A 21,220-nucleotide genomic window follows, 5' to 3' on the forward strand; every position below is an offset into this window, starting at 1 on the left:
GGTATTTTACGGCCGGTTCTTGCGGTCGTAGCGTTAGCGGGGTTCCCTCGACATTCAGGAAGTGCAGCGATGTTCGATTTCCGATCCCTGACCGTCCCCGTGGTCGGCGCTCCGATGGCCGGTGGGCCCTCGACCCCGGAACTGGTGGCCGCGGTGTCGTCCGCCGGTGGGTTCGGGTTCCTGGCCACCGGTTACGCCACCGCGGCGAAGGTGCGCGAAGACATCACCGAGCTGCGGCAGCGTGTCGACGCGTTCGGCATGAATGTGTTTGTCCCCGAGCTGATCTCACCGGACCGGCCGTTGCTCGACGCGTATCGCGCGTTGCTCGCTGAGCGTGCTGCCCGGTTCGGGGCGCCGCTTCCCGACGAGATCCCGTTCAGTGACGACGATTTCGACGCCAAGGTCGATCTGGCGATCAGCGAATCGGTGCCCGTGGTGTCCTTCACCTTCGGCATCCCGTCCCGTGTGGTGATCGCTCGGCTGCACCGGCACGACATCTGCGTCGTCATCACCGTGACCACGATCGCCGAGGCGCGGCTCGCCGACGATGCCGGTGCCGACGTGCTGTGCGTGCAGGGGCCCGAAGCCGGTGGGCATCGCAGCACCTTCCACATCGCGGATACTCCGGAGAAGGCGCCGCTGGATCAGCTGCTGGCGCAGGTGCGCGCGGTGACCGAGTTGCCGTTACTCGCCGCGGGCGGCATCGCCACCGCCGAACGTGCCGTCGCGATGCTGGCGCTGGGCGCGGTGGCCGTGCAGGTGGGCACGCTGCTACTGCGCACCCCGGAAGCCGGGACCAAGCCCGCGCACAAGGACGCCCTGGCCGACCCGCAGTTCACCGAAACCGTGCTCACCCGTGCGTTTTCCGGCCGCCCGGCCCGTGCGCTACGGAACTCGTTCATCGACGAGTTCTCCGCCGCCGCGCCCGCGGCCTATCCCTACCTCAATACCCTCACCGCCGCGTTGCGCAAAGCCGCCGCGGCCGATCCGCACTCCCTGAACCTGTGGGCCGGAACGGGATACCGCCACGCAAGCACTGAACCCGCTGCCGTCGTCGTGGCTCAACTCGCTGCGCGGATCGCCGAATTACGGTGCGCTCCAGCGCAGCCCGCCTTGTCCTAGCCGCTACTCCGCCGACCCGATTGGAGCTAAGCCATGCCGCTGGTACGTATCGACTACAACGACTCCCGTACGTCCGCGCAAGCCCGCGAGATCGCCGACGCCGTACATGAGGCACTGGTGGCCGTGCTCGGCATACCCGCTCGCGACCGCTTCCAGATCCTGACCCCGCACCGGGGCGGGGAGATCATCGCGCTCGATGCGGGTCTGGGATTCGAGCGCACCTCGGGGGTGGTGATCGTGCAGATCTTCACCCAGGGCGGGCGCGGTATCGAGGTCAAACAGCAACTGTTCCGATCTTTGGCCGAGCATCTCGAACCGGTCGGTGTGCACGGGCCGGACCTGTTCATCGGCATCAGCGAAAATGCGCCCCAGGATTGGTCTTTCGGCTTCGGTGTGGCCCAGTACGTCACCGGCGAACTCGCCGCGCTGTCCGCCGGTGAATAGGACAACCCGCTACGGTGCGATCGCGTTCTCCGACGCCAGCGCCGCACGGCAGCGCGCCACCGGAAGCATCAATTGGTATGGCCACCAGATGGCCGACGGCGAAAACGCGGGCGTACCCGAAGAACTCGACGGACCGACTACGGCGCTCATCGGCGCTACCGACTCGTTCTTCATCGCCACGGTGACCCCGTCGGGCTGGCCCTATATCCAACATCGCGGCGGGCCACCGGGATTCGTCCACGTCCTGAATCCTTCGACACTCGCGCTCGGCGACTACTCCGGAAACCAGCAGTTCGTCACCCTTGGCAATCTCGACCACGACAACCGGGTCGCCTTGTTCTTCGTCGATTACCCGACCCGCACTCGCGTCAAAGTGTTCGGCCGCGCCGAAATCATCGAGCGCGCAGCCGATCCCGAACTCATCGACCGGCTGCTCACCACACCAAATGGCGTCGTGCGTACCCGCTGCGATCGCGCGTTCCTGATCCATGTCGAAGCGTTGGATCGCAACTGTCTCAAGAACATTCCGGTCAAATACAGCAGTGAGCGGATGGCCGAATCGTTGCGCCTGGCCCGCGCCCCGCTCACCGACGAGATCGAACAGCTGCGCCGACGCAATCACGAACTCGAACAACAACTCGCCAGTCTGCAAGGAATGTAAGACGCCGAAAACCTCACGCGGAGGGCCATTATGAGCATGCAGAATCGGTTGACCCACAGGTTCGGCATCACCTATCCCATCGTGCTGGCGCCGATGGATTACGTCTCGGACGCGCGGTTGGCCTGCGCGGTCACGCAGGCAGGCGGGCTCGGCCTACTCGGCGGCGGATACGGCGACGAACAGTGGCTCGCACGGCAGTTCGCCGCACTGACCGCGGACCCGGTCGGTTGCGGATTCATCACCTGGTCGATGAGCCGGCAGCGGCACCTGCTGGATCAAGTGATCAGCTACCGGCCTGCGGCCATCTTCCTGTCGTTCGGCGACCCGGCTCCCTTCGCGCGAACGATCCGTGACGCAGGGATCCCGCTCATCTGCCAGGTGCACGACATCGCCCAGGCGCGCCGGGCGATCGAGGTCGGGGCCGACGTTATCGCCGCGCAAGGCGGTGAGGCCGGTGGGCACGGCGGCGGACGGCGATCGACGTTCACCCTCGTCCCAGAGATCGCCGATCTACTCGAAACCGTTGCCCCGCAAGTGATGCTGCTGGCGGCAGGGGGAATCACCGACGGCCGTGGGCTGGCCGCCGCGCTCGCACTCGGCGCCGACGGAGTGCTCGTCGGCACCAGATTCTGGGCATCGCGGGAAGCCGCGATCTCCCGCGCGGCGCAGGAACACGCGCTCGATGCTAATGGGGACGACACCATCCGGCAACGGGTCTACGACCTAGTCCGCGAGAAGGACTGGCCGACCGGCTACACCGGACGGGTCCTGAACAACGACTTCGTTCGCCGCTGGCACGGGCAGGAAACTCGCCTCGCCGAGCACCTGCCCCAAGCCCAGGCGCAATTCGATACCGCACTCGACGCCGAGGACTACGAGGTGGCGAACACGATCGTCGGCGAAGGAATCGGCCGGATCACCAGTATCGACTCCGTCGCCTCGATTATCGCCGACATGGTCGCACTCAGGGCTTGTCGGTGAGGTAGGAGCGGAACTCGTCTTTGCGGTCTTGGACGTTCTCTTCCAGCCAAGCGGCCGCTTCTTCGTAGGGCATGGGGCTGCCCTCGTCGTCCAGGACGACGAGTTCTGGCAAATGACGTAGCTCATCGTGGACCGGGGCCGGTTCGTCGGCCTCGCTCGCCGGGGCCTCGGGTAGTTCCTCCGTCATGTTCGCCTCCGGGTGGTATTCGGCGGTTGTCGGAAATGATTCTGGCACTCGGTGACCCGGTCAAATAGTGAACAATGAATGGCTCAGATTGATCGAAGGCGTCGGTGTGGATTATTCGGCTGGGGGAGTGGTGGTTTCGTGGAGGGACCGCCATAGATATCCGTGGTCGGTGTTGAGCAGGATCGCCGTGACCAGGCGACGGCTGCGGATATCACCCTGCAGGTTCTCGGCGGTGAAGCGCACGGTGAGGATGCTGCCGCTCTGCGCGATCTCCTCGATGTCGGTGATCTCGATGGTGAATCCCGGCTGCGCGTTGCGCGCCGACCACACCCCCGCCAGCAGCGTGTCCCGGTCGATGACCTGACCGACCGTGGTGACCGAGGAGAACTCGTCGTGCAGCGCGTTGGCGAACCGGTCGAACACCTTGGGTGGCGCGTTCGAACCCATCCATTCGGCCAGGTCCGAGTGCAGGGCCTCGATCACATCGGCTAGGTCGGGGTGTGCAGGCATAGCGGCAATCTCGATCTCGGTCGGCGTGTTCGGCCCGTGCCGAAGATCGTATCCAGCGTCCGGATGCGGTCGTAGCCGAAGATACCGCACCCGCCCGCTATCGCCATTCTCGGCGAGTACGGCGCGGTCGTCGAACAGCGCTGAGTGGGATTGCCGCAGGCGGACGGCAATCCCACTCGGCTACCGAAATATCAGGCGGTGCAATTCTTTTGGGCGTCTGTGCGGACCTTGCGGCCGGTGAACTCCTCGACAATGGAGATGTTCTCCGGGGCGTAGTTCTTCTCGGTGATCTTGTCGGCGTTCGGGCCGCCGAGCTTGCCGGAGTACGGCGCGGACTTCTCCAACCAGTAAGCGGTGCGCAGGAATTGGGTCAGCACCAGGTCGCGCAGCTTGGGCTCGTTCTTGATCTTCGCCCAGTAGTCGGGGTGCTTGTCCTTGGCCACCCGCAAGTACAGCAGCAGGTATCGGAGGTTGGTCGCGGCAATATCCCTGGCATTGCTCGCGCCGATGCCCTTGATGTACTCCTGCACCACGGTGACCGCGGGCAGGCCCATCAGGCCCGCGTTCAATTCCGCTGTCACGCCTTGCAAGTGATAGTCGCCCTGCTGCTGATCGCGCAGATAGATCCCGTCCATGTCGTCACTGAGCTTGTCCTTGATCAACGGCAGGATTTCCTTGCGCGGAAAACCGGCGTACAGCGGGATGTTCGTCATCTGCTGCGTGGCGTTGATCCAGGACGCGGTGTACTTGTCCCACTCAGTGCGCGACCCGTCGAGGTCCCACATGTGGGTTTCCTCGTGGATGGCCACCATCATCGACTCGGCGAACGCCTCGAAACTGTCCGTTTCCACGAACTGATCCCAGTACTGATCCTTGGCCTGGGCGATCGCCAGCTTCTGCCCGCTCGGCCAACGCCGCTGGTACATGGCCTGCAAGGTAGGCATCCAGTTCGACTTGTCGAACCGCGCTTTGAGGTCGCTGATATCGGCCTGCGGGGTGGACGGCTCCTCGTAACAGAAGGGCGCGGCGTCGGCGGCCTGCGTGCTGGCGGGGGCTGCCACCGCGACGGAGCCCGGCCCGAGGGACAGGACTAAGCAGGCGGTGACAATGGGTAAGAGATGTTTGCGATTCATGAGGTGCTCACTTCGGACCGGATGTGCAGGGCGGGGTGCTGAACAGTCAGACGAACCCCATCACCGCCGGCGCTGGGAACTTTCCCATTACTCGCCGCGAGCGGTCGCCGCAGGTATGGCCGAACGAGAACTGTTGCGCGAGAGGATGTCCCAGTCTACGGCTGCGGGGTACGCCGCCATTTTCTGAACAACTGTTTGAATAGTGACATGAAAGACATCGACGGCATCTCCCCAGTGGAAGTGGGGATAATTGAAAGGATTATCTATTGAAATATAGATAATCGCGAGGTTGCGTCCAGGCGGCCGAGCTGCCATCCTCGTACCCATGATCACCTACGGAAAGGGCGTTTTGCGCCCGGGCTGTTGAGCCCCCGCGAGGCCACCTTCGTGGCCCACGCACTCTCTCTCGCCGCTCTGCACGGTCCCGGCCCCTGGCCGCGCGACGGCTTTCCGCTGCCGGACGAAGAGCCCCGCAAGGCAGGCGAATTCGTCTTTCCCAGCGTCGTCTACGACGGTGTCAGCACCCACCACTTCGGGACCGGATCGCAGCCCGTCGCCGAACTGACCGACCGAATCCTCAGGCACCTCGACGATCCGGCCTGCCTGCTCCAGGTCTTCGCCGAAGTGCAGGCCGTGCGCGTCGCCGATGATCTGGTGGGCGAGTTGCGATCCCGCTCGGTGCCACGCGAAAAACTGCGTACGGCAGCCAGATTCGTCGTGGAGAACGCCACCCGCCGCGAAGTCGCCAAGCTCGGCATCGTGCTGCTCGGTGTGAGCGGCGACGAACGGGACCGCGAACTGCTGCAACTACTGGGGACGCTCGACGAGTTCGCGCTCTTCGCCGTCGTCGCCCTGATGAACACCCAACCCGACCGGCAGCGTGCGGTTTTCGAGCTGGCGCAGCGTCTCGACGGGTGGGGCCGCATTCACGCGGTCGAGCGTCTGCAGGGCTGCGTCGACCCGGATATCAAAGCCTGGCTGCTGCGCACCGGCTTCCGCAACGGCGTGATGAACGAATACCTCGCCCATCTAGCGGCCACGACCGGCGGTCTCTACGAAGCTCTGCTCGAACACGATGTCGACGACACCTTGCTCGCCGGCGCGGCGGGCATCCTGCAAGCTCTCGCGAACGGCGGCCCCGCAGCAGACATGCACGACTACGACGACGCAGTACCCGCCATGCACCGGTTCGCCGAACTCGTCGCCGTGGCCGAACCCCACCTCGAGCTGCTCGACGCGGCGCTCACCCTCGAAAAGCTGGTCTACGACGACGATTTCGACTGGCCCGACGGCGAGCCCGCACGCCTGCGCGCCCGGTATACGGCCTTGCTCGCGCAACCCCGGTGGCGAGATGTGGTGCTGCGCGAACTCGTGCCGCGCGGCGAAGACCCCGAGCCCCGGTCCTATACGTTCGCGACCGCGCTGTCCTGCGCGGGCCGACTCGGCGTGGACGCGCTGCCACATGCCCTGGCGCGCTTACACATTGATCGCCGCAACGCCTACATCTGGCAGTGGGCGATACACCACGCCGACGCGAACACCGTCGAACAAGTCGTAGCTCTCGCCGAAGAGCTCCTCCCACTCGATGAGCTGGCCTCGGGCCCGGCCGAATCACTAGGCCTGGGACGGGGTTACGAGGCCGACAGGGCCTTGGAGATCATCGTGGGAAAGCTACGCGATCACCCGGGCATCGGGCAGAACCTGCTCTCGATCGCCCTCCGCGGCCGAATCGCCCGAGGTCGCCGAGCCGCCCTCGGCACCATCGATTCCTGGCCACCGCAAGCCCGCCCGCCCGCCGCTCGCGACTGGATCACCGCAGCCGCGGCATGCGAGCCCGACGCCGAACTCCGCGAGAAAATGCTGGCGTTCCTGGCGACCTGAGGCAGATCCGGTCCCGGCACCCCGCTTGCCGACGCGAAGCCAAGCGCTACGGTGGCTTGGTGAATTTCGGAGATGGGGCCCGGTGATCGATCAGCGTCCACTGACCGGCTGGAGCCGGACTGCGTCAACTGTCGCGCGGGTGTTGTCCACGCCTGACATTGATCTGGTGGCGAAGAGCGTGCAGGAGGCGGGGCCGCGCGGAGTTATCGCGCGCGGCCTCGGCCGCAGCTACGGCGATCCGGCGCAGAACGGTGGCGGGCTTGTCGTCGATATGACCGTGTTCGACCGAGTGCACAGCATCGATCCGGATAGCGGTGTGGTCGATGTCGACGCGGGGGTCAGCCTCGACGCTTTGATGCGGGCGGTGCTGCCGTCAGGTCTGTGGGTTCCGGTGCTGCCGGGTACTCGGCAGGTGACGGTCGGTGGGGCGATCGCCTCCGACATCCACGGCAAGAACCATCATTCCCACGGCAGTTTCGGCAATCACGTGCTGTCGATGGAGCTGTTGACCGCCGATGGGTCGGTGCGCACGATCGCACCGGAAGGTGCTGACGCGGAACTGTTCTGGGCCACGGTCGGCGGAATGGGGTTGACCGGCATCATCGTTCGGGCCCGGGTGCGGATGAAGCACACCGAGACCGCGTATTTCATTGTCGACAACGATCGCACCAACAACCTCGACGAGACGATGGAACTGCTGACCGGCGGTTCGGATGAGGGTTACGAGTACTCGATGTCGGTGCCCGACACGATCAGCACCGGCGCGAAGGTCGGCCGTGCGGCATTCAGTCGCGGGTCGCTGGCCGAACTCGACCAACTGCCGGTCAAATTGCGCAGGGAACCACTGAAATTCGATGCGCCGCAACTGTTTACCGTGCCCGATATCTTCCCGAACGGGATGGTCAACAACCTCACCTCGCGAATCGCGGCCGAGGCTGCCTATCGTGCGTATCCGCAGCGGGCACGCGGCCGGATCCAGAATCTGACGCAGTTCTATCACCCGCTGGATCTGCTGGGGGAGTGGAACCGAGCCTACGGTCGCCGCGGCTTCATGCAGTACCAGTTCTCGATGCCGTTCGGTGCCGAGGAGCAGCTCGCCGACGCGGTGCGGGCCATCGCACACTCGGGGCACCGGTCGTTCCTGAATGTGTTCAAGCGCATGGGCCCTGGCAACCAGGCACCGCTCTCATGGCCGCATCCCGGTTTCATGCTCAGCCTGGACTTCCCGCTCAAGTCCGGGCTCGGCGAGTTCTGTGCCGAACTCGACCAGCGCGTACTGGCGGCGGGTGGACGTCTGTACTTCGCGAAGGATTCACGCACGACGCCCGAAATGGTCCGGGCGATGTATCCGCGGCTGGACGAATGGCGTCGGGTTCGCGATGCCATCGATCCGGAGCGGGTGTTCGTCTCCGACCTGTCCCGTCGTCTCCGCCTCGTCAGCGACGAGTTCGCCATCAGTCGTTGATCCCATGCCGGGCGAGTAGCACGCGTACTACTCGCCCGGCCTAGTGGATTACGGGTGCGCTGAACCGCTTTCGAGGAATTCGCGGATGAAGCAGAGTGGACAGATGGGGTCGAACGGCGCGGTGACCGGAGCGGTCGGCGTAGGTTCCTGCGGTAGTGCGGGGGCGGCTGCGGCGATCGCGGGCTGCAGGGCGATCGCCAGAGAAATGGCTCCGGCGGCAACAATATTCAGCATGGGACGGTTCATGAGATCCTCCACGTTGAAGAGATGAGCCGTGAGGGTAGCAAGGCCCGCTGCGGTCATGCGCCGAATTCCGGACCTAACCGAGCGCGTGCTGTTCGACGGGTGTGCTCAGGTTGGTGCCGTTGAGGTCCAGGTATAGCGAGCGTTCGGTGATCGACAGGGTTGCGGTGTTGCGGCGGTCGAGCGCGGCGACGGCGGCATCGATGAAGTCGCGATCGAAGCTGTAGAGGGGGATGGCTTCGGCGCGGTGGATGCGCTTGCCCGCGAGCTGGGCCAGGACCTTGGCCGGGTCGCGGTGGGTGTAGATGGCGGCGCGCCCGGCCAGTTTGCTGCCGCGGTGCAGGCGTTCCGCGTCGGGAGCGCCGATCTCGATCCAGGCGGTGAGGCGGCCGGTGCGGTCGCGCACCAGGACTGCGGGCTCGTCGGTGGACGAGATGCCGCCCTCGCTGAAGGCGATGCCCTCCTGATATTCGAGGCAGTAGGCCAGCAGGCGGGTCATCATGAACTCGGCGGTCTCGGACGGGTGGCGCGCTATCCGCAACTCCAGGTCCTGGTAGACGTCGCGGTCGACGTCGGCCAGTTGGACGGCGAAGTTGTGCAGTGTTGCGGGGAGTGCCATAAGGCCAGGAGCTTAGGCGAACCTCGCCGGTGGTCCTGCCGCGCGGCCTGCGTCAGGGGATGAACCTGGTGTCCGGGTAGCGCGGATTGTTCCCGTCGAACAGGTCGGTGGCGAGGTGTTTCAGGTGCAGGTCGAAGAACGCCGCGACATAGTCCTGCTGTGCGCTCACCGAGCGGGCCGGGTGGATCGTGCCGACGGTGCGTTGCCGTGCCTCCTCGGTCAGCACGCTGGCGCACTGCGGCACCGCGACCTGGAGATCGGTGAAGCTCATGTGGGCGGCGCCGTCGAAGTGCAGGTCGCGTTTCCACGCCTGCTGATTGGTCCAGAACTGGCCCCAGCTCGGGTCGAAGTCGGCCAGGTGCGAGTGCTCGAACTTGTGCCCGGTCGCCGGATCCACGCCGTCGGCGCCCACCAGCATGAACGGGCGGTCCACACCGTGCTGCACGATCTCGCCGACCTTGCCGATGCTCATGCTGCCATCGAAATTGATGCCCGCGCCGATGCGCTGGTCCTGATACATCGCCTCGCCCGCCGCGAAGCCGCCCAGTGAATGGCCGAACATGCCGACCGTCGACAGGTCCAGCGCGCCCGCCAATCCCGTAGGCAGTGTGCGATTTTCGGCGTCCGGGTTCTCGCCGCGGTTCAGGCGGGTCAGCTGGTCGAGCACGAACCTGGTGTCGGCGACGCGGGCCTCGACCGAGGTCGCGAGGTACTGCAGATCCGGCTTGGCATCGTTGGTGACCAGGCGTCCGCCGGGGAACTCGACCACGCTCGCGTCGTAGGTATGCGAGATGGACACGACGACGTAGCCGTGACTGGCCAGGTCGTCGGTGCGGACAGAGTTGAGCTCGCGTTCCACCCCGAAGCCGTGCGAGAACAGCACAACCGGCCAGGCACCGCCGGTGCGGTCGACCTCGGCCGAGGTACTCGCCTGGCGTTTGGTGCCTGCCCAGTCGATCGTGCCCGGTTTCAGGCCGTTCTCGGGCGAACTGGCCGCGAGCTTGTCGACGGCGGCCGCCACTCCCGGCGACATCCAGGCGGCGCGTTCACCGGCGCGTTGCGCGGGGTAGGTCACGGTGACCATCAGTTCCCGCTTGTCGGCCGGATGCCACGGGTCCGGCCGCGCGTCCACCAGATGCAGATCGGTCGTGCCGACCGGGTAGCGCCCGCTCAGCGGCGGTAGGGTGATCTTCGCCGCCGTGCCGGTGGTCTCTGGCGCGGACTGCTCGCATGCGGTCAGCAGGACGGTGGCCGTCATGGCGGTGGCCAGAGCCAGTGCGCAGCCGCGCAATGTGATCACTTCGGTGGTCCTCCTCGACGTTCGGGTCGAGCTCATGATGGCAAGAGTCGCGTCGCGAGCGCGTCAACCCGGCGGACGACCCGGTGTACCCCGGGATGTGTAGGGGTGTACCCCCAGGGGACCAGTCCTGAGCTCGGGGTCCGGTCACCCGTCCGCTTAGACTGTCGAACGAGAGGAAAGGACACCCTGATGAAGCGAAACCTGAACTGCCCCTGCGGAGAAGCCATCGTCGGCATCGACGAGGACGATCTTGTCGAGAAGACGAAGGCCCACCTGGCCGAGAATCATCCGGGTCACGAGTACTCGCGCGACGAGATCTTGTTCATCGCTTACTGATTCGTCTATCGGGTCGGCTCCGGCCAGATCACCTGGTCCGGCAGGCACAGGCTGGCCGAGCGGGTGGTCGGCACCGGGCCGGTGCCGGGGATGAAGGTCCACTGGGCGATCGGTCCGGCCGCCTGCCAGCGCAGGGCGCCCGTCACGTCGGAGACGACCTCGTACACCGACTCGCTGCCATCGATGAGCTGCGTACCCACGCAGTAGTCGTTGTACTCGGTGCCCGGCTGCTGCGCGCCCACGCTGAAGTTGCCTGCGGGCGCGGTGGTGGCGCCGGGATCGACGACGGTGCTCGGCGTGCGGACGGCCGCGCCCCGCTGCCACCGCGGTGCGCCGAGTTGGTCTGTCGCACAGGTGAAAGCGCGGCCACCGGCCGCCACGGTCGTGCCTTGCGCGTGACCCGTGCCCGCCCACAGACAGTCGCCACCCGGTCCGGCACTCGCGCTACCGGTTGCCGCACCGATGAGGCCCGCAGTGGCAACCGCCGCCACGGTGACGGCGAGTGCGCCGCGCAACCGGGTGGGCCGCACCGCAGCGTCGTGAGCAACTGAAGCGGGTTCGTTGTTGAGCATGTCCCGACCGTAGAAAGCGGCGACCCTGCCGAGCATCACGCCGCAGTGCCATTTGCCGTCAATACCGTAGTGCTAAGGGGGATTCCGGACCGCGCGGTGGGCCGAAATCGGGGGTCGGTCGGCGGTGCGATCAGGGCTCGTCGGCTGTCCTATCCGGCCAGCGAAGGCGATTGTCACAAGGACGCCGATTCCGTGCTCACCGGATCGACCGGCTCGAAACCAGCAAGAGGGCGGTGAGCGGACACTCGAGAAGTTCTTCGGTGACGGCTACCGGATATCACCGAAACATGTTCTCCTGTATGGACTCTCGAAGGGTGAACTAACCCGGGGAATTTCGTTCGTCGCGCTGCTGAGCGGGAGGTCCGATGATAGGATGGATCGGAACTGAGGGATGTTCGGGCAGATAAGTTCCTCAGCTGAAATCGTTACGAACAAGGCGCAACCCGTCTTGTTCTTCGTGTGCGAGAGGGGACTTGAACACGAACGCGGTATGGGTGTGCCTGAGGCACGTGGTGTAGGTCGAGCGGTAATCCCTTTCGGTCGGAATACCGTTGTTTTGTTGCGTCCGGAGTCGAATTGTTCCGGATTCTGTTTGTTGTGACGGCGATCAGGGTGGTCGTCGTGTTCCGGAGCTTTGTTCCGCCATATACCTTGGCGTACAAGCATGTCCGTCGCGGCCGCCGCGGCCGGCGTGCAAGTCCAACTCTTAAGCGTATCCACGCTGACTGCGGTTTCGGGCTGGAACTGGTAGTTTCCGAAATGTTTCCGAAAGGCGGAGCGGGGGATCTTCGGGTTAACACCTTTCACAAATAACGCCGCGAATCACGCTGGCGATCCGCAGATTGCGAATGCAGGACCGTTTCGACACCGTATCGTTGCCGGAACTCTGCCAATGTGAAATATTGCTGTCCGCGCTAGTTAGTCACTGCTGACCCGGCACAGCGCCGTGCCTACCGCATCGATTCGTCCCGCTTGTTGTGGTGGTTCGGATCGGTACTGGCAGCGGGGCGAAGTGTGCTACGGAATGATCTCGGCTTCGACGCAGGAGTACCGCCGTGAGTGAACACAGATTGAACGTGGACGACGATGCGAGAGTCGGAGTTGCCGACGTAGTCATCGAGATTCCTATCGAGTCGATAGACATCAGCGGCGCACTGCGCGTGCGTGCTGAGGACTCGGCGCATACACAGGTGCTAGCGACGACCGAGGCGGAGTTGCCGCCGATCCTGGTGCATCGAGAAACCATGCGGCTGATCGACGGCGTGCACCGTCTGAAGGCCGCGAAATTGAAGGGGGACAACGTCATCCGGGCACAGTTCTTCGACGGCACCGAGGAAGAGGCATTCGTGCTCGCGGTGCAGGCCAACATCGCGCACGGCCTGCCGCTGTCGATCCTCGATCGCAAAGCCGCCTCGCTGCGCATCATGCGGATGTACCCGCTGTGGTCGGACCGCAAGGTGGCCGAAGTCGCTGGGCTGGACCACAAGACGGTGGGTGCGGTGCGCAGGCAGTCGTCTGGGGATGTTCCCCAGACGAGGCATCGATTAGGGCGCGACGGCCGGATGCGCCGAGTGCGCCGCCCGGACGTCGAACACCAGCGCCGCAAGAAGCCCTGCGACGGCTCCGATGGCGCGCCGCTCGCACCGGATCCGGCACCGCCGGAGCGGGTTTGCCCTTCTTCGGTATTGCAGAGCCTGCGCCGCGATCCGTCGCTGCGCCTTACCGAAACCGGGCGCACGGTATTGCGCTGGCTCGACGCCAGCCCGCGCACGCCGACCCAGTCGCTCGATCTGGCCGATCGCATCCCGGAACACTGTCTGAATCTCGTGCTCGATATGGCCCGGCAGAACGCGGCCAACTGGCAGGACTTCGCGACGCGTATCGGCGATCGACTACACAGTAAATGACCGTGCATTTTACCTCGCGATACGGTGCGTGACTTGCGAATCGAACGTTGTCCGCAGGTTGCGCGTCGGCGAGCCTTCGGTGCCGCGACCCACCGCGCACACGCCTACGGCGTCGGCGCTATTCGGCACGGAGCAGATGTTGCTCGACTGTGCCCAGTCGATTGCGGCACCGAAGGTCCGTCGGAGCACACCGTCTCGGCACGGCGCGATCGTGCTACCGGTCCGGCTCGGCGGCTTGATATTTCGTCGCACTTGCGCCGAAAGTGATACGACTCGACCGCACGTGCGGGACACTTCGCCGAATTGCGGAGCGGGGAAAGTTAATTAAGTCGTAATACGAACTCCCCAGTACGTCCCCAGTCGAAAATAACGCCCGCAGTGTGGTTCTACTTGGATATGAAATACCCACATCGAAGGGCGGCTCGCTACACCGCTACCGTGGTGTTCGTTTTAGCGGCAACGGTTTTCACGACCAGCTCCGGTGCGCTTGCCCAGCCCTCGTCAACACCAACGCCGACCACCCCTTCGACGTCGTCCCCGACGACCACCTCGTCCCCGACGACCGAATCGACGACCTCTACCGATCCGACGACGTTGGCGCCGACGACCGATCCGACGACTTCGGCGCCGACCACTTCGCCGACGACCGATCCAACGACGTTGTCGCCCACCACCTCGCCGTTGCCGACGACCTCGTCGATACCGACCACCACCACCCCGCCGACCACCAAGCCGGGCATCTTCGAACTGCCCTCCCTGCCGCGCAACATCTTCACCGATCCCGACGGCATCGCCATGCAGGTGATCTTCAAGAACCCGCTGCCGGTCCCGCCGGGCACGCCGGCCGAGGCCCCGGCCATCGCGCAGGCCCAGGCGCAGACGGTCCAGCAGGTCTTCGGCGCGGGGTCGGTCGGCAACCTCGTCGTCGACAAGGTGTCCCCGGCCGATCAGGGTTCGACGGTGCAGCTGCGTCAGGAGATCGACTCGGTGCCGGTCTACGGCGCCACGGTGGCGCAGTCGCTGGCCGCCGACGGCAAGCTCATCTCGGCCACCGGCGCGCTGTCGCAGCAGGCGAAGGGCAAGTACCCGGTCGGGACCACCACGGCCGGCACGCCGCCCGCCGCGGTGGCGGCCACTGCCCTGCGCGCGCTCGCCGAGCAGACCAAGCAGCCGCGCGACAAGTTCGCCGTCTCCGCGACGAGCGCCAGGTGGTTCGACCCGAAGCTGGCCGCCAAGAACTCGACGGCGCCCAGCGTCGCGGTCCCCGCGTATCAGGTCTCGGTCAAAGGTGCTGCCACGCAAGGTAAGCAGCCCGTGCAGTGGGTCGTGTTCATCGACGCCAACAACACCGGACGGGTGCTCGGCGGCTGGAGCAGCCGCTGAACGCCTAGCGGCTCATCGGTTTACCGGATCGGCCTGGTTGCTCCGCGGGAGCCACCAGGACCGCCGGGGGAGTACCTGCAGATTGCCGAGTCGGCACTTCCTGCAGTCGATTACAGATCCGATCGGGCAACGACACGTTCGCGCGACCGAGCTCGCTCATCGGATCGCCTACCAAAGAGGTTGTGCACCATGCGAATTCATAAGTGGTCAGACAGAGGCAATCCGATCCCCGTCGCGCTCAGGGCGCGGCCGGTCGCGGTGTCCGCGTTGGCTCTCGCGCTGAGCCTGTCGGCCGGCGTTGCCGCGGTCGCCGCACCGCCGCCGGATTCGCCGAACGGTGCGGCCGCGAGCGCCGCCGATCCGACGCCGGGCTCGGACGGTCTCGGCGACCCGTACTACCCGCAGGACGGCAACGGCGGCTACGACGCGCTCCACTACGACGTCGCCATCGACTACACCCCGTCGTCGCACAACCTCAAGGGCAAGGCCACCATCACCGCGAACGCCACCCAGAACCTGTCGGCGTTCAATCTCGACTATGCCGGCCCCGCAGTCAGTTCCGTCGCCGTCAACGGCCAGGCCGCGCAGTTCAAGAGGACCGGCGAGCACGAACTCGTCGTAACGCCGAAAGCTGCACTGCCGCCGGGGCAACCGTTCACCGTCATCGTCGACTACGCGGGCACGGTGCCCAACACCAACGGCAACGGCTGGACCTATTCGCCGTCCGGTGGCGCGTTCGCGGCGGGCGAACCGCATTCGGCGACAACCTGGTACCCGCTCAACGACACACCGCTGGACAAGGTCACCTTGACCGTGAAGGCCACGGTGCCGACCGGCTGGGACGTGGCCTCGAATGGAGTCCGCACGTCGGACGTGGCCGCCGGGACCGGCAAGCACACCGTCACCTGGGAGGCCAAGGATCCGATCATCGGGTATCTGTCCACGATCGCGATCGACAAATTCACCCGGCTGAATCAGAAGGTCGGCAATACGCCGCTGGAGAGTTTCTTCGCGCCGGGCGGCGCCCAGCAGAAGAGGGATCTGGAAAAGAAGCTGCCCAGCGTGCTCGCCTTCGAAGAGCAGCTGTACGGCCCGTATCCGCACGAGGCGGGCGGCGGCATCTATGTGGACACCGACCTGCAATTCTCGCTGGAGACCCAGACCCGGCCGATCTACGCGCCGTGGACGGATCTGAACACGCTGATCCACGAGAACGCCCACCAGTGGTGGGGTGATTCGGTCTCGGTCAAGGATTGGCGCGATGTCTGCCTGAACGAATGCTTCGCCAGCTACACCGCCGACATCCTGTACCCGGAGCGGGTCAATCACCAGAACGCCGATCAGATCTATCGCCGGGCCCTCGCCAGTGCCGATCAGCAGAATGTCTGGGCGACACCGCTTTACAATCCCGGCAAGGGCAACGAATTCACCACCGTCTACACCCGCGGCCCGCTTTTCCTGCACGCACTGCGCCGCTACATCGGTGACGACGTATTCTTCACCGCCGTCAAGGATTTCGCGCAGGGCCACAAGCACGGCAATGCGTCGATTCCCGAGTTCCGGCAGTTCGTGCAGTCCCGCACCACCAAGAAGCTGGACGGCTTCTTCGACGCGTGGCTGAACGGCAAGAGGCGGCCCGCCAGCGAATACCTGTACCCGGGCAGCCTCAGCAACCAGGGCCTGCAGGAAGCTCCCGAGGCGCCGGGCACCGACGCGTGGCCGTTCGGGCGCGGGGACCGGAAATGACGCCCGTCTCTTCGAGACACGCTCTACCGCGATCGTTGAGGTCCTTCGTCATGGCGGCCACCATCGCACCGTTCATTGTGGCCGCGTTGCATGCGGCACCGGACGAGCACATCTCGTCACCTGCGCAGTGTGCACGGGGCGCGATATCGTGCGGCCCGGTCAACTATGAGCCGCAGAGCGGGCAAGGGGTGAGTGTCGGCACGGCGACGCCGGTCGCTGTCAAGGGTGTCTTCAAGAAGAAGCCGGTTTATGTAGCGGCTTGATCGCACACGGTGACCGCTGCGGGTTTTCCGCGGCGGTCACCGTCGTGTGCGGGGTGCCGGATTGACGGCCGAGCTACCGTGGGTGTTGTTCGTCGATGGATCATGCACTCGTTTTGGAGGCTTCTTGCGCACCCTGGCCCGGTTACTGCTGGTCCTGCTGGTACTCGCCGGTGGTACGGCGTCGATGGTGCCTGCGGCCGTCGCTGAGCCCGCGCCGTCGGTGAACGTGGATGGTGTCAGCCAGCAGAAGATCGATGCGTTGCTGGCGTTGCGGGCCGGTGCGCCTGCCGGGCACAGCAAAGGCGAGTTGGTCGAGCTGTTGTCGCGGCAGTTTCTCGGTACGCCGTATGGAGCCGACATGCTGATCGGGTCCGCGACGCAGCCGGAACAGCTTGTTATCGATTTTCGGCGGGTGGATTGCTTCACCTATCTCGACTATGTCGAGGCGCTCAGTAGGTCGGCCGATCGTGGCCAGTTCGACCAGAACCTGATCGATACGCGGTACACCGGCGGACGCGTCGATTTCTTGCAGCGCAAGCACTTCTTCAGTGATTGGGTGAGTACTCCGCGAGTGGCGGCTACCGATGTCACCGGTGCGTTGACTACGGCCGCGGTGACTGTTGGCAAGCATCTCAATGCGAAAGCGGACGGCGGGACGTACCTTGCCGGGCTGCCGGTGGTGGATCGCGCTATCACCTTCATTCCCAGTGCCGCCGTGGACGACGGTGTCATCCGTGGACTCCGTACCGGCGATTACATCGGCGCCTATTCCGATCAGGCGGGGCTGGATGTCACGCACGTCGGGATCTTCGTCATGACGCCGAGCGGTCCGGTTTTCCGGAACGCGTCGTCGCTGGCGGCGAACAACAAGGTGGTCGATTCGCCGTTGGCCGAATATGTCCGGTCGGTGCCGGGCATTGTGGTGTATCGCGCGCAGTAGTACAGAAGGACATGGCGACGTGACCAAGCCCGAAATTCTGCTGGCGGGAGTCGTGTTCGGCGAGTCCCCGCGCTGGCACGACGGACGACTCTGGTTCTCCGATTGGGGCGCGAATCAGGTGATCGCCCTGGCCGAGGACAACCGGCCCGAAGTGATTGTGCAGATCCCGTCGTTCCCCATGTGCATCGACTTTCTGCCGGATGGGCGACTGCTGGTCGTGGACTCGGCGCAGCGCAGGCTCGTGCGGCTCGAGGTCGACGGGTCGCTCGTTACGCACGCCGACCTGTCCGTCGTGTCGGACAAGCCGTGGAATGACATCGTGGTCGACGATCGCGGCAACGCCTACGTCAACAGCATCGGCTTCGATTTTCCAGGCGGTGAATTCACGCCGGGCCCGATCGTGCTCGTCACGCCGGAGGGCAGCGTCCGGCAGGTCGCCGACGGACTCGCTTTCCCGAACGGGATGGCGATCACGGCGGACGGCGCGACTCTGATCGTCGCGGAGTCCTATGCAAACCAGCTCACCGCTTATGACATCGAGCCCGACGGGCGGCTTGCCAACCGCCGCGTATGGGCGGCGACACCGGGCGATCATCCGGACGGAATCTGCGTCGACGCCGAGGGCGCGGTTTGGTACGCCGATGTGGGCAACCGGCATTGCGTTCGAGTCGCTGAGGGCGGGGCAGTCCTGTCCATGGTAGAACTCGACCGCGGTGCGTTCGCCTGTGTGCTCAGCCGTGGGGAAGACCCGAAACTGTATGTCGTCGGCCAGAATTGGGGCGAGCCCGAGTCCACGAAACCCACCGGGCAGGTGGTGGCCTTTCCGGCCCCCGCGCCGGGTGCCGGGAGGCCGTGACCGGTCCCGGTTATTACGGGTCGGAGGTGGGGGTCGTCGGAATCCGGCGGCTCCGGTTGCGCGTGCTCGGCGTGGAAGCACACCAAACCAGCTGAGCTGTCAGCACCCAGTAGGTACACGCCTCCAGTTGTACCCGCCCAGTAGGTATACAGATCCCAGGGAATGATCGAGTAGTGCTGGGCGCCAGGTGGGGTTCCCGGCTTCAGTTAGCAGTTGGTCACGCGGAGTGGGTATTCCAGCGTGGTCATCCGGCTGTAGTGCCGTTTCGAAACCCCTCTACCCAGCGAATGCCACCTTCCAGCGGGGTGGGAGGGGGCCGCGCACCCACTGTGTAAGCCTCAAACCCGGTACAGCGAGTGTCCGGTTACACAGTGGGTGGCGCTGTTGGGTTATGCAGTGACAATCGGGCTACGGCCTGCATCTGCGAGCTTCGGTATAGGGAAATCTGTTGGTGCGGGGCAGGATCGCACAGCTTACATACCTTTCACAGTGAGTTCACGCCCTGTGAAAGGTATAGGGGGTCTGTGGGGCTGGCGCGTATGGTCCGGTGAGCGACGATCGGCGCCACTCACCGCGGGGGCGAAGGGCGGCGGCCCGTTGTTGGCGACTGCTGCGCGCTTTCTCGGGAACCGCGCGGCTTGTGGGGCCGTGGTCGTTGCGGCTATGGATAGCCGTCAGGCCCATCGAGGGTGTCGTGAAGCGGCGGTGGAAAGCACGCCAAACCAGCTGGGGCGTGGGCATCGCTCAGGGTTGTGCGGCGGGTGGAATGGGGGGCCGACTGGTCGGTGCTGGAGCGGGTTTCGGTGCGGGGGTGGGTGGCTTCTGGTTAGGAGCCGGGGCGGCGGGGGCGGCTGGTTGCTGCTTGGGAGCCGGAGCTGGGGCTTGTGTGGCGGGCTGTTGCTTTGGGGCCGGAGCAGGTGTCGGGGCCGGAGTGGCTGGTTGCTGCTTGGGAGCCGGGGCCGGAGCTGGTGCGGTCGGCTGTTGTTTGGGCGCGGTGGTGGCTGTTGCTGGTGCGGGTGCTGGTGCGGGTGCGGGTGCGGTCGGTTGTTGCGCAGGAGCAGGTGAGGCTGGCGATTGTTTGGGTGTGGAGGTAGCCGGGGCCGGTGTGGCTGGCTGAGTGGTGGGTTGGACGGGCGGGGTCTGGTTGGGGGTGGTCTGCGGGGCCGGTGGCTTCGGTGTCGTTGTCGGGGTGGTCGTGGTCGGTGTCGCCGACTTGGGTGCTGGTGTCGCGGTGGTGGTTTGGAGTGGCTTCTGCTCGGTGGCTGCCGGGGCCGGTGCGACTGGCGGTTGGTTGTTGACCTGCGGTGGTGTGGTCATGGCGGGTGGTACCTGCGCAGGTGTCGACGTTGTCGGCGCAACGGAAGTGGTTGTCGGCGCAACGGAAGTGGTTGTCGGTGCGACGGAAGTGGTTGTCGGGATCGGCGTAGTCGACGGTACGGGCGGCGTGGTTGTGTCGGGTTGTGTTGTGGTGGTGGGGGTTTGGGTGGTCGGTGTGGCCGTCTGCGGGATGGTCGGCGCGTCCGGGTCGGGTGATGGGCAGAAGACACCGCACGGGATCGGTGCTCGGCCGGGGATGTTGATCATCACCTGGATTCTGATTTCCAGTGTGCCCGTGGGATTTTGGGGATCGGACGGAAGCGGATCCGTCGTAGGAGTCGGGTTCGGGTCGGTCGTCGCGTCCGGGGCGGGAGCGTCCGTGGGGGCGGCGGGATCGGCGGGGTCGGCGACGGTGGCTGTCTCGCCTTGGCTCATGCTCGAGCCCGCGCCGTCGGGCATGCCGCCGCCGGGCGTGGCGTCGGGGATGGGAGCGAGCTCGCCCTGGGGCGGGGCGCCGCCGGTCTTGTAGGCGTTGGACCAGCTGAGCACCTTCGACGCGTAGTCGAGGGAATTGTTGTAGCGCAGGACCGCTCGCGTCTCCTGCTTGGGATCGCGCATGTCCAGATTGCCCGAGCACAGATATTTGCCCGCGCCGAGTACGGCGTCGAAGATGTTGTTGGGGTCGGATTTCCGGTCGCCGTTGCCGTCCGCGGCGTAGAGAGACCAGGTACCGGGGAGGAATTGCATCGGACCGACGGCGCGCACGTAGCCGCCCTCGGCGGCCTTGATGACCTCGTTGCCGGGCAGGGTCCCGTCCAGTGCCGGGCCGTAGATGATGCCGCGGGTGGTGCCGTCGGGTTCGGTGCGTCCGTTGCCCGCGTGATTGGACTCGACCTTGCCGATGCCGGCCAGCAGGTGCCACGGCATCCCGCAGTGGGGCGTCGAGGCCTGCAGCGAGAGTTCGGCGTTTCGGTAGGCGGCGAGCGCGATCTCCGGAATGCCGCGGGTCGGGACGTTGGGCAGGGCGACGTCGTGGATCGGGACGGTGGCGTCCGGCCCCGGATCCTGCGGCGGATCTGCCTGCAGATGAAGCGATTTGGGCGAGGTCGGGATCACGCTGACCGCTTGATCGGCCGAATTCTCCTGACCGGTGGATGTCATCGCGGAGGTCAGTACACCGTCGGGCACTTTGCTTGCCACGGAACCGGAAATCAGCAGCCCGGCAAAAACGAGCGCGGATGCGGTTATCGGACCGGATATTCGCATCGGCTTACCAATCCTTCGTCGACATCGACGGTTACCTGCGCGGTACCGTCGCCAATTCCCACCGCGACAGCTAATTCCCGTTGTTCGC

Annotated in this window: 22 protein-coding genes; 13 read left to right on the forward strand and 9 right to left on the reverse strand. The window is 65.4% G+C overall.

The annotated features are described in order from the left end of the window. The first annotated feature begins 69 nt into the window (after positions 1-69). The 4 genes from ABZ942_RS36300 to ABZ942_RS36315 are packed head-to-tail and all read left to right on the forward strand — an operon-like array spanning position 70 to position 3,208. Positions 70-1,122, forward strand: a complete 1,053-nt coding sequence (locus tag ABZ942_RS36300; protein WP_357390230.1) for a nitronate monooxygenase — start codon at positions 70-72, stop codon at positions 1,120-1,122. Positions 1,123-1,155: 33 nt separating this feature from the next. Beyond that, positions 1,156-1,566, forward strand: coding sequence for a tautomerase family protein (locus tag ABZ942_RS36305; protein ID WP_357390231.1), 411 nt, complete (start codon positions 1,156-1,158; stop codon positions 1,564-1,566). Beyond that, entirely contained in the window at positions 1,559-2,227 is a 669-nt protein-coding gene (locus ABZ942_RS36310) for a pyridoxamine 5'-phosphate oxidase family protein (RefSeq protein ID WP_357390233.1), read from the forward strand. The genes ABZ942_RS36305 and ABZ942_RS36310 overlap by 8 nt, the downstream gene beginning before the upstream one ends. 30 nt (positions 2,228-2,257) lie before the next feature. After that, positions 2,258-3,208, forward strand: coding sequence for a nitronate monooxygenase (locus ABZ942_RS36315; RefSeq protein WP_357390235.1), 951 nt, complete (start codon positions 2,258-2,260; stop codon positions 3,206-3,208). On the opposite strand, the gene ABZ942_RS36320 is transcribed toward ABZ942_RS36315, so the two are convergent. The 3 genes from ABZ942_RS36320 to ABZ942_RS36330 form a co-directional block, all read right to left on the reverse strand. Then, entirely contained in the window at positions 3,192-3,395 is a 204-nt protein-coding gene (locus tag ABZ942_RS36320; protein ID WP_357390237.1) for a hypothetical protein, read from the reverse strand. The genes ABZ942_RS36315 and ABZ942_RS36320 overlap by 17 nt on opposite strands. A 111-nt stretch (positions 3,396-3,506) precedes the next feature. After that, positions 3,507-3,905 (reverse strand): hypothetical protein, encoded by a 399-nt coding sequence (locus ABZ942_RS36325; RefSeq protein WP_357390239.1) that lies wholly within the window; start codon positions 3,903-3,905, stop codon positions 3,507-3,509. A 191-nt stretch (positions 3,906-4,096) separates the two neighbouring features. Next, on the reverse strand, positions 4,097-5,038 hold the full coding sequence (locus ABZ942_RS36330) for a hypothetical protein (protein ID WP_357390241.1): 942 nt from the start codon (positions 5,036-5,038) through the stop codon (positions 4,097-4,099). A 387-nt stretch (positions 5,039-5,425) separates the two neighbouring features. On the opposite strand from ABZ942_RS36330, the gene ABZ942_RS36335 reads away from it, so the two are divergent. Beyond that, positions 5,426-6,919, forward strand: coding sequence for a hypothetical protein (locus ABZ942_RS36335; protein WP_357390243.1), 1,494 nt, complete (start codon positions 5,426-5,428; stop codon positions 6,917-6,919). Between the two features lie 82 nt (positions 6,920-7,001). Next, on the forward strand, positions 7,002-8,384 hold the full coding sequence (locus ABZ942_RS36340) for an FAD-binding oxidoreductase (protein ID WP_357390245.1): 1,383 nt from the start codon (positions 7,002-7,004) through the stop codon (positions 8,382-8,384). 48 nt (positions 8,385-8,432) lie between these two features. On the opposite strand, the gene ABZ942_RS36345 is transcribed toward ABZ942_RS36340, so the two are convergent. From ABZ942_RS36345 to ABZ942_RS36355, 3 genes are read right to left on the reverse strand one after another with little or no spacing between them, the layout of a single operon-like run. Beyond that, entirely contained in the window at positions 8,433-8,687 is a 255-nt protein-coding gene (locus ABZ942_RS36345; RefSeq protein ID WP_357390247.1) for a hypothetical protein, read from the reverse strand. A gap of 16 nt (positions 8,688-8,703) precedes the next feature. Further along, positions 8,704-9,246 carry a YaeQ family protein gene (locus tag ABZ942_RS36350; RefSeq protein WP_357390249.1) on the reverse strand — a complete coding sequence of 181 codons (543 nt, stop codon included), beginning with the start codon at positions 9,244-9,246 and terminating at the stop codon, positions 8,704-8,706. A 52-nt stretch (positions 9,247-9,298) separates the two neighbouring features. Continuing rightward, positions 9,299-10,546: a hypothetical protein gene (locus tag ABZ942_RS36355; RefSeq protein ID WP_357390251.1), complete on the reverse strand. Its 1,248-nt coding sequence runs from the start codon at positions 10,544-10,546 to the stop codon at positions 9,299-9,301. Positions 10,547-10,735: 189 nt separating this feature from the next. Here ABZ942_RS36355 and ABZ942_RS36360 point away from each other — a divergent pair, with 189 nt between their 5' ends. Further along, positions 10,736-10,882, forward strand: a complete 147-nt coding sequence (locus ABZ942_RS36360; protein ID WP_357390253.1) for a DUF1059 domain-containing protein — start codon at positions 10,736-10,738, stop codon at positions 10,880-10,882. 5 nt (positions 10,883-10,887) lie between these two features. Here the strand turns inward: ABZ942_RS36360 and ABZ942_RS36365 are convergent, their stop codons facing one another. Next, positions 10,888-11,454 (reverse strand): hypothetical protein, encoded by a 567-nt coding sequence (locus ABZ942_RS36365; RefSeq protein WP_357390255.1) that lies wholly within the window; start codon positions 11,452-11,454, stop codon positions 10,888-10,890. Positions 11,455-12,509: 1,055 nt separating this feature from the next. On the opposite strand from ABZ942_RS36365, the gene ABZ942_RS36370 reads away from it, so the two are divergent. Then, positions 12,510-13,361, forward strand: coding sequence for a ParB/RepB/Spo0J family partition protein (locus tag ABZ942_RS36370; protein ID WP_357390257.1), 852 nt, complete (start codon positions 12,510-12,512; stop codon positions 13,359-13,361). 425 nt (positions 13,362-13,786) lie between these two features. On the opposite strand, the gene ABZ942_RS36375 is transcribed toward ABZ942_RS36370, so the two are convergent. Beyond that, complete coding sequence (locus tag ABZ942_RS36375) at positions 13,787-14,032, reverse strand: hypothetical protein (RefSeq protein ID WP_357390259.1); 246 nt, start codon at positions 14,030-14,032, stop codon at positions 13,787-13,789. On the opposite strand from ABZ942_RS36375, the gene ABZ942_RS36380 reads away from it, so the two are divergent. The 5 genes from ABZ942_RS36380 to ABZ942_RS36400 all read left to right on the forward strand — a co-directional run bounded on the left by ABZ942_RS36380 (position 14,022) and on the right by ABZ942_RS36400 (position 18,549). Continuing rightward, a complete protein-coding gene (locus ABZ942_RS36380; RefSeq protein WP_357390261.1) occupies positions 14,022-14,744 on the forward strand; it encodes a hypothetical protein in 723 nt (240 codons plus the stop codon). The two genes, ABZ942_RS36375 and ABZ942_RS36380, sit on opposite strands and share 11 nt — an antisense overlap. A gap of 189 nt (positions 14,745-14,933) precedes the next feature. Then, the gene (locus ABZ942_RS36385) at positions 14,934-16,490 is read left to right on the forward strand and encodes a M1 family metallopeptidase (protein ID WP_357390263.1); all 1,557 of its coding nucleotides are present in this window, start codon (positions 14,934-14,936) and stop codon (positions 16,488-16,490) included. 50 nt (positions 16,491-16,540) lie between these two features. Continuing rightward, positions 16,541-16,753: a hypothetical protein gene (locus tag ABZ942_RS36390; protein WP_357390265.1), complete on the forward strand. Its 213-nt coding sequence runs from the start codon at positions 16,541-16,543 to the stop codon at positions 16,751-16,753. 124 nt (positions 16,754-16,877) lie between these two features. Further along, entirely contained in the window at positions 16,878-17,693 is an 816-nt protein-coding gene (locus ABZ942_RS36395) for a DUF1460 domain-containing protein (protein ID WP_357390267.1), read from the forward strand. A gap of 19 nt (positions 17,694-17,712) precedes the next feature. Continuing rightward, on the forward strand, positions 17,713-18,549 hold the full coding sequence (locus ABZ942_RS36400; protein WP_357390269.1) for an SMP-30/gluconolactonase/LRE family protein: 837 nt from the start codon (positions 17,713-17,715) through the stop codon (positions 18,547-18,549). A 744-nt stretch (positions 18,550-19,293) separates the two neighbouring features. On the opposite strand, the gene ABZ942_RS36405 is transcribed toward ABZ942_RS36400, so the two are convergent. Beyond that, positions 19,294-21,132 carry a lytic transglycosylase domain-containing protein gene (locus ABZ942_RS36405; RefSeq protein ID WP_357390271.1) on the reverse strand — a complete coding sequence of 613 codons (1,839 nt, stop codon included), beginning with the start codon at positions 21,130-21,132 and terminating at the stop codon, positions 19,294-19,296. Positions 21,133-21,220: the final 88 nt, after the last annotated feature.

The organism is Nocardia sp. NPDC046473, assembly GCF_040645995.1.
In the GTDB taxonomy this organism is placed as follows: domain Bacteria; phylum Actinomycetota; class Actinomycetes; order Mycobacteriales; family Mycobacteriaceae; genus Nocardia.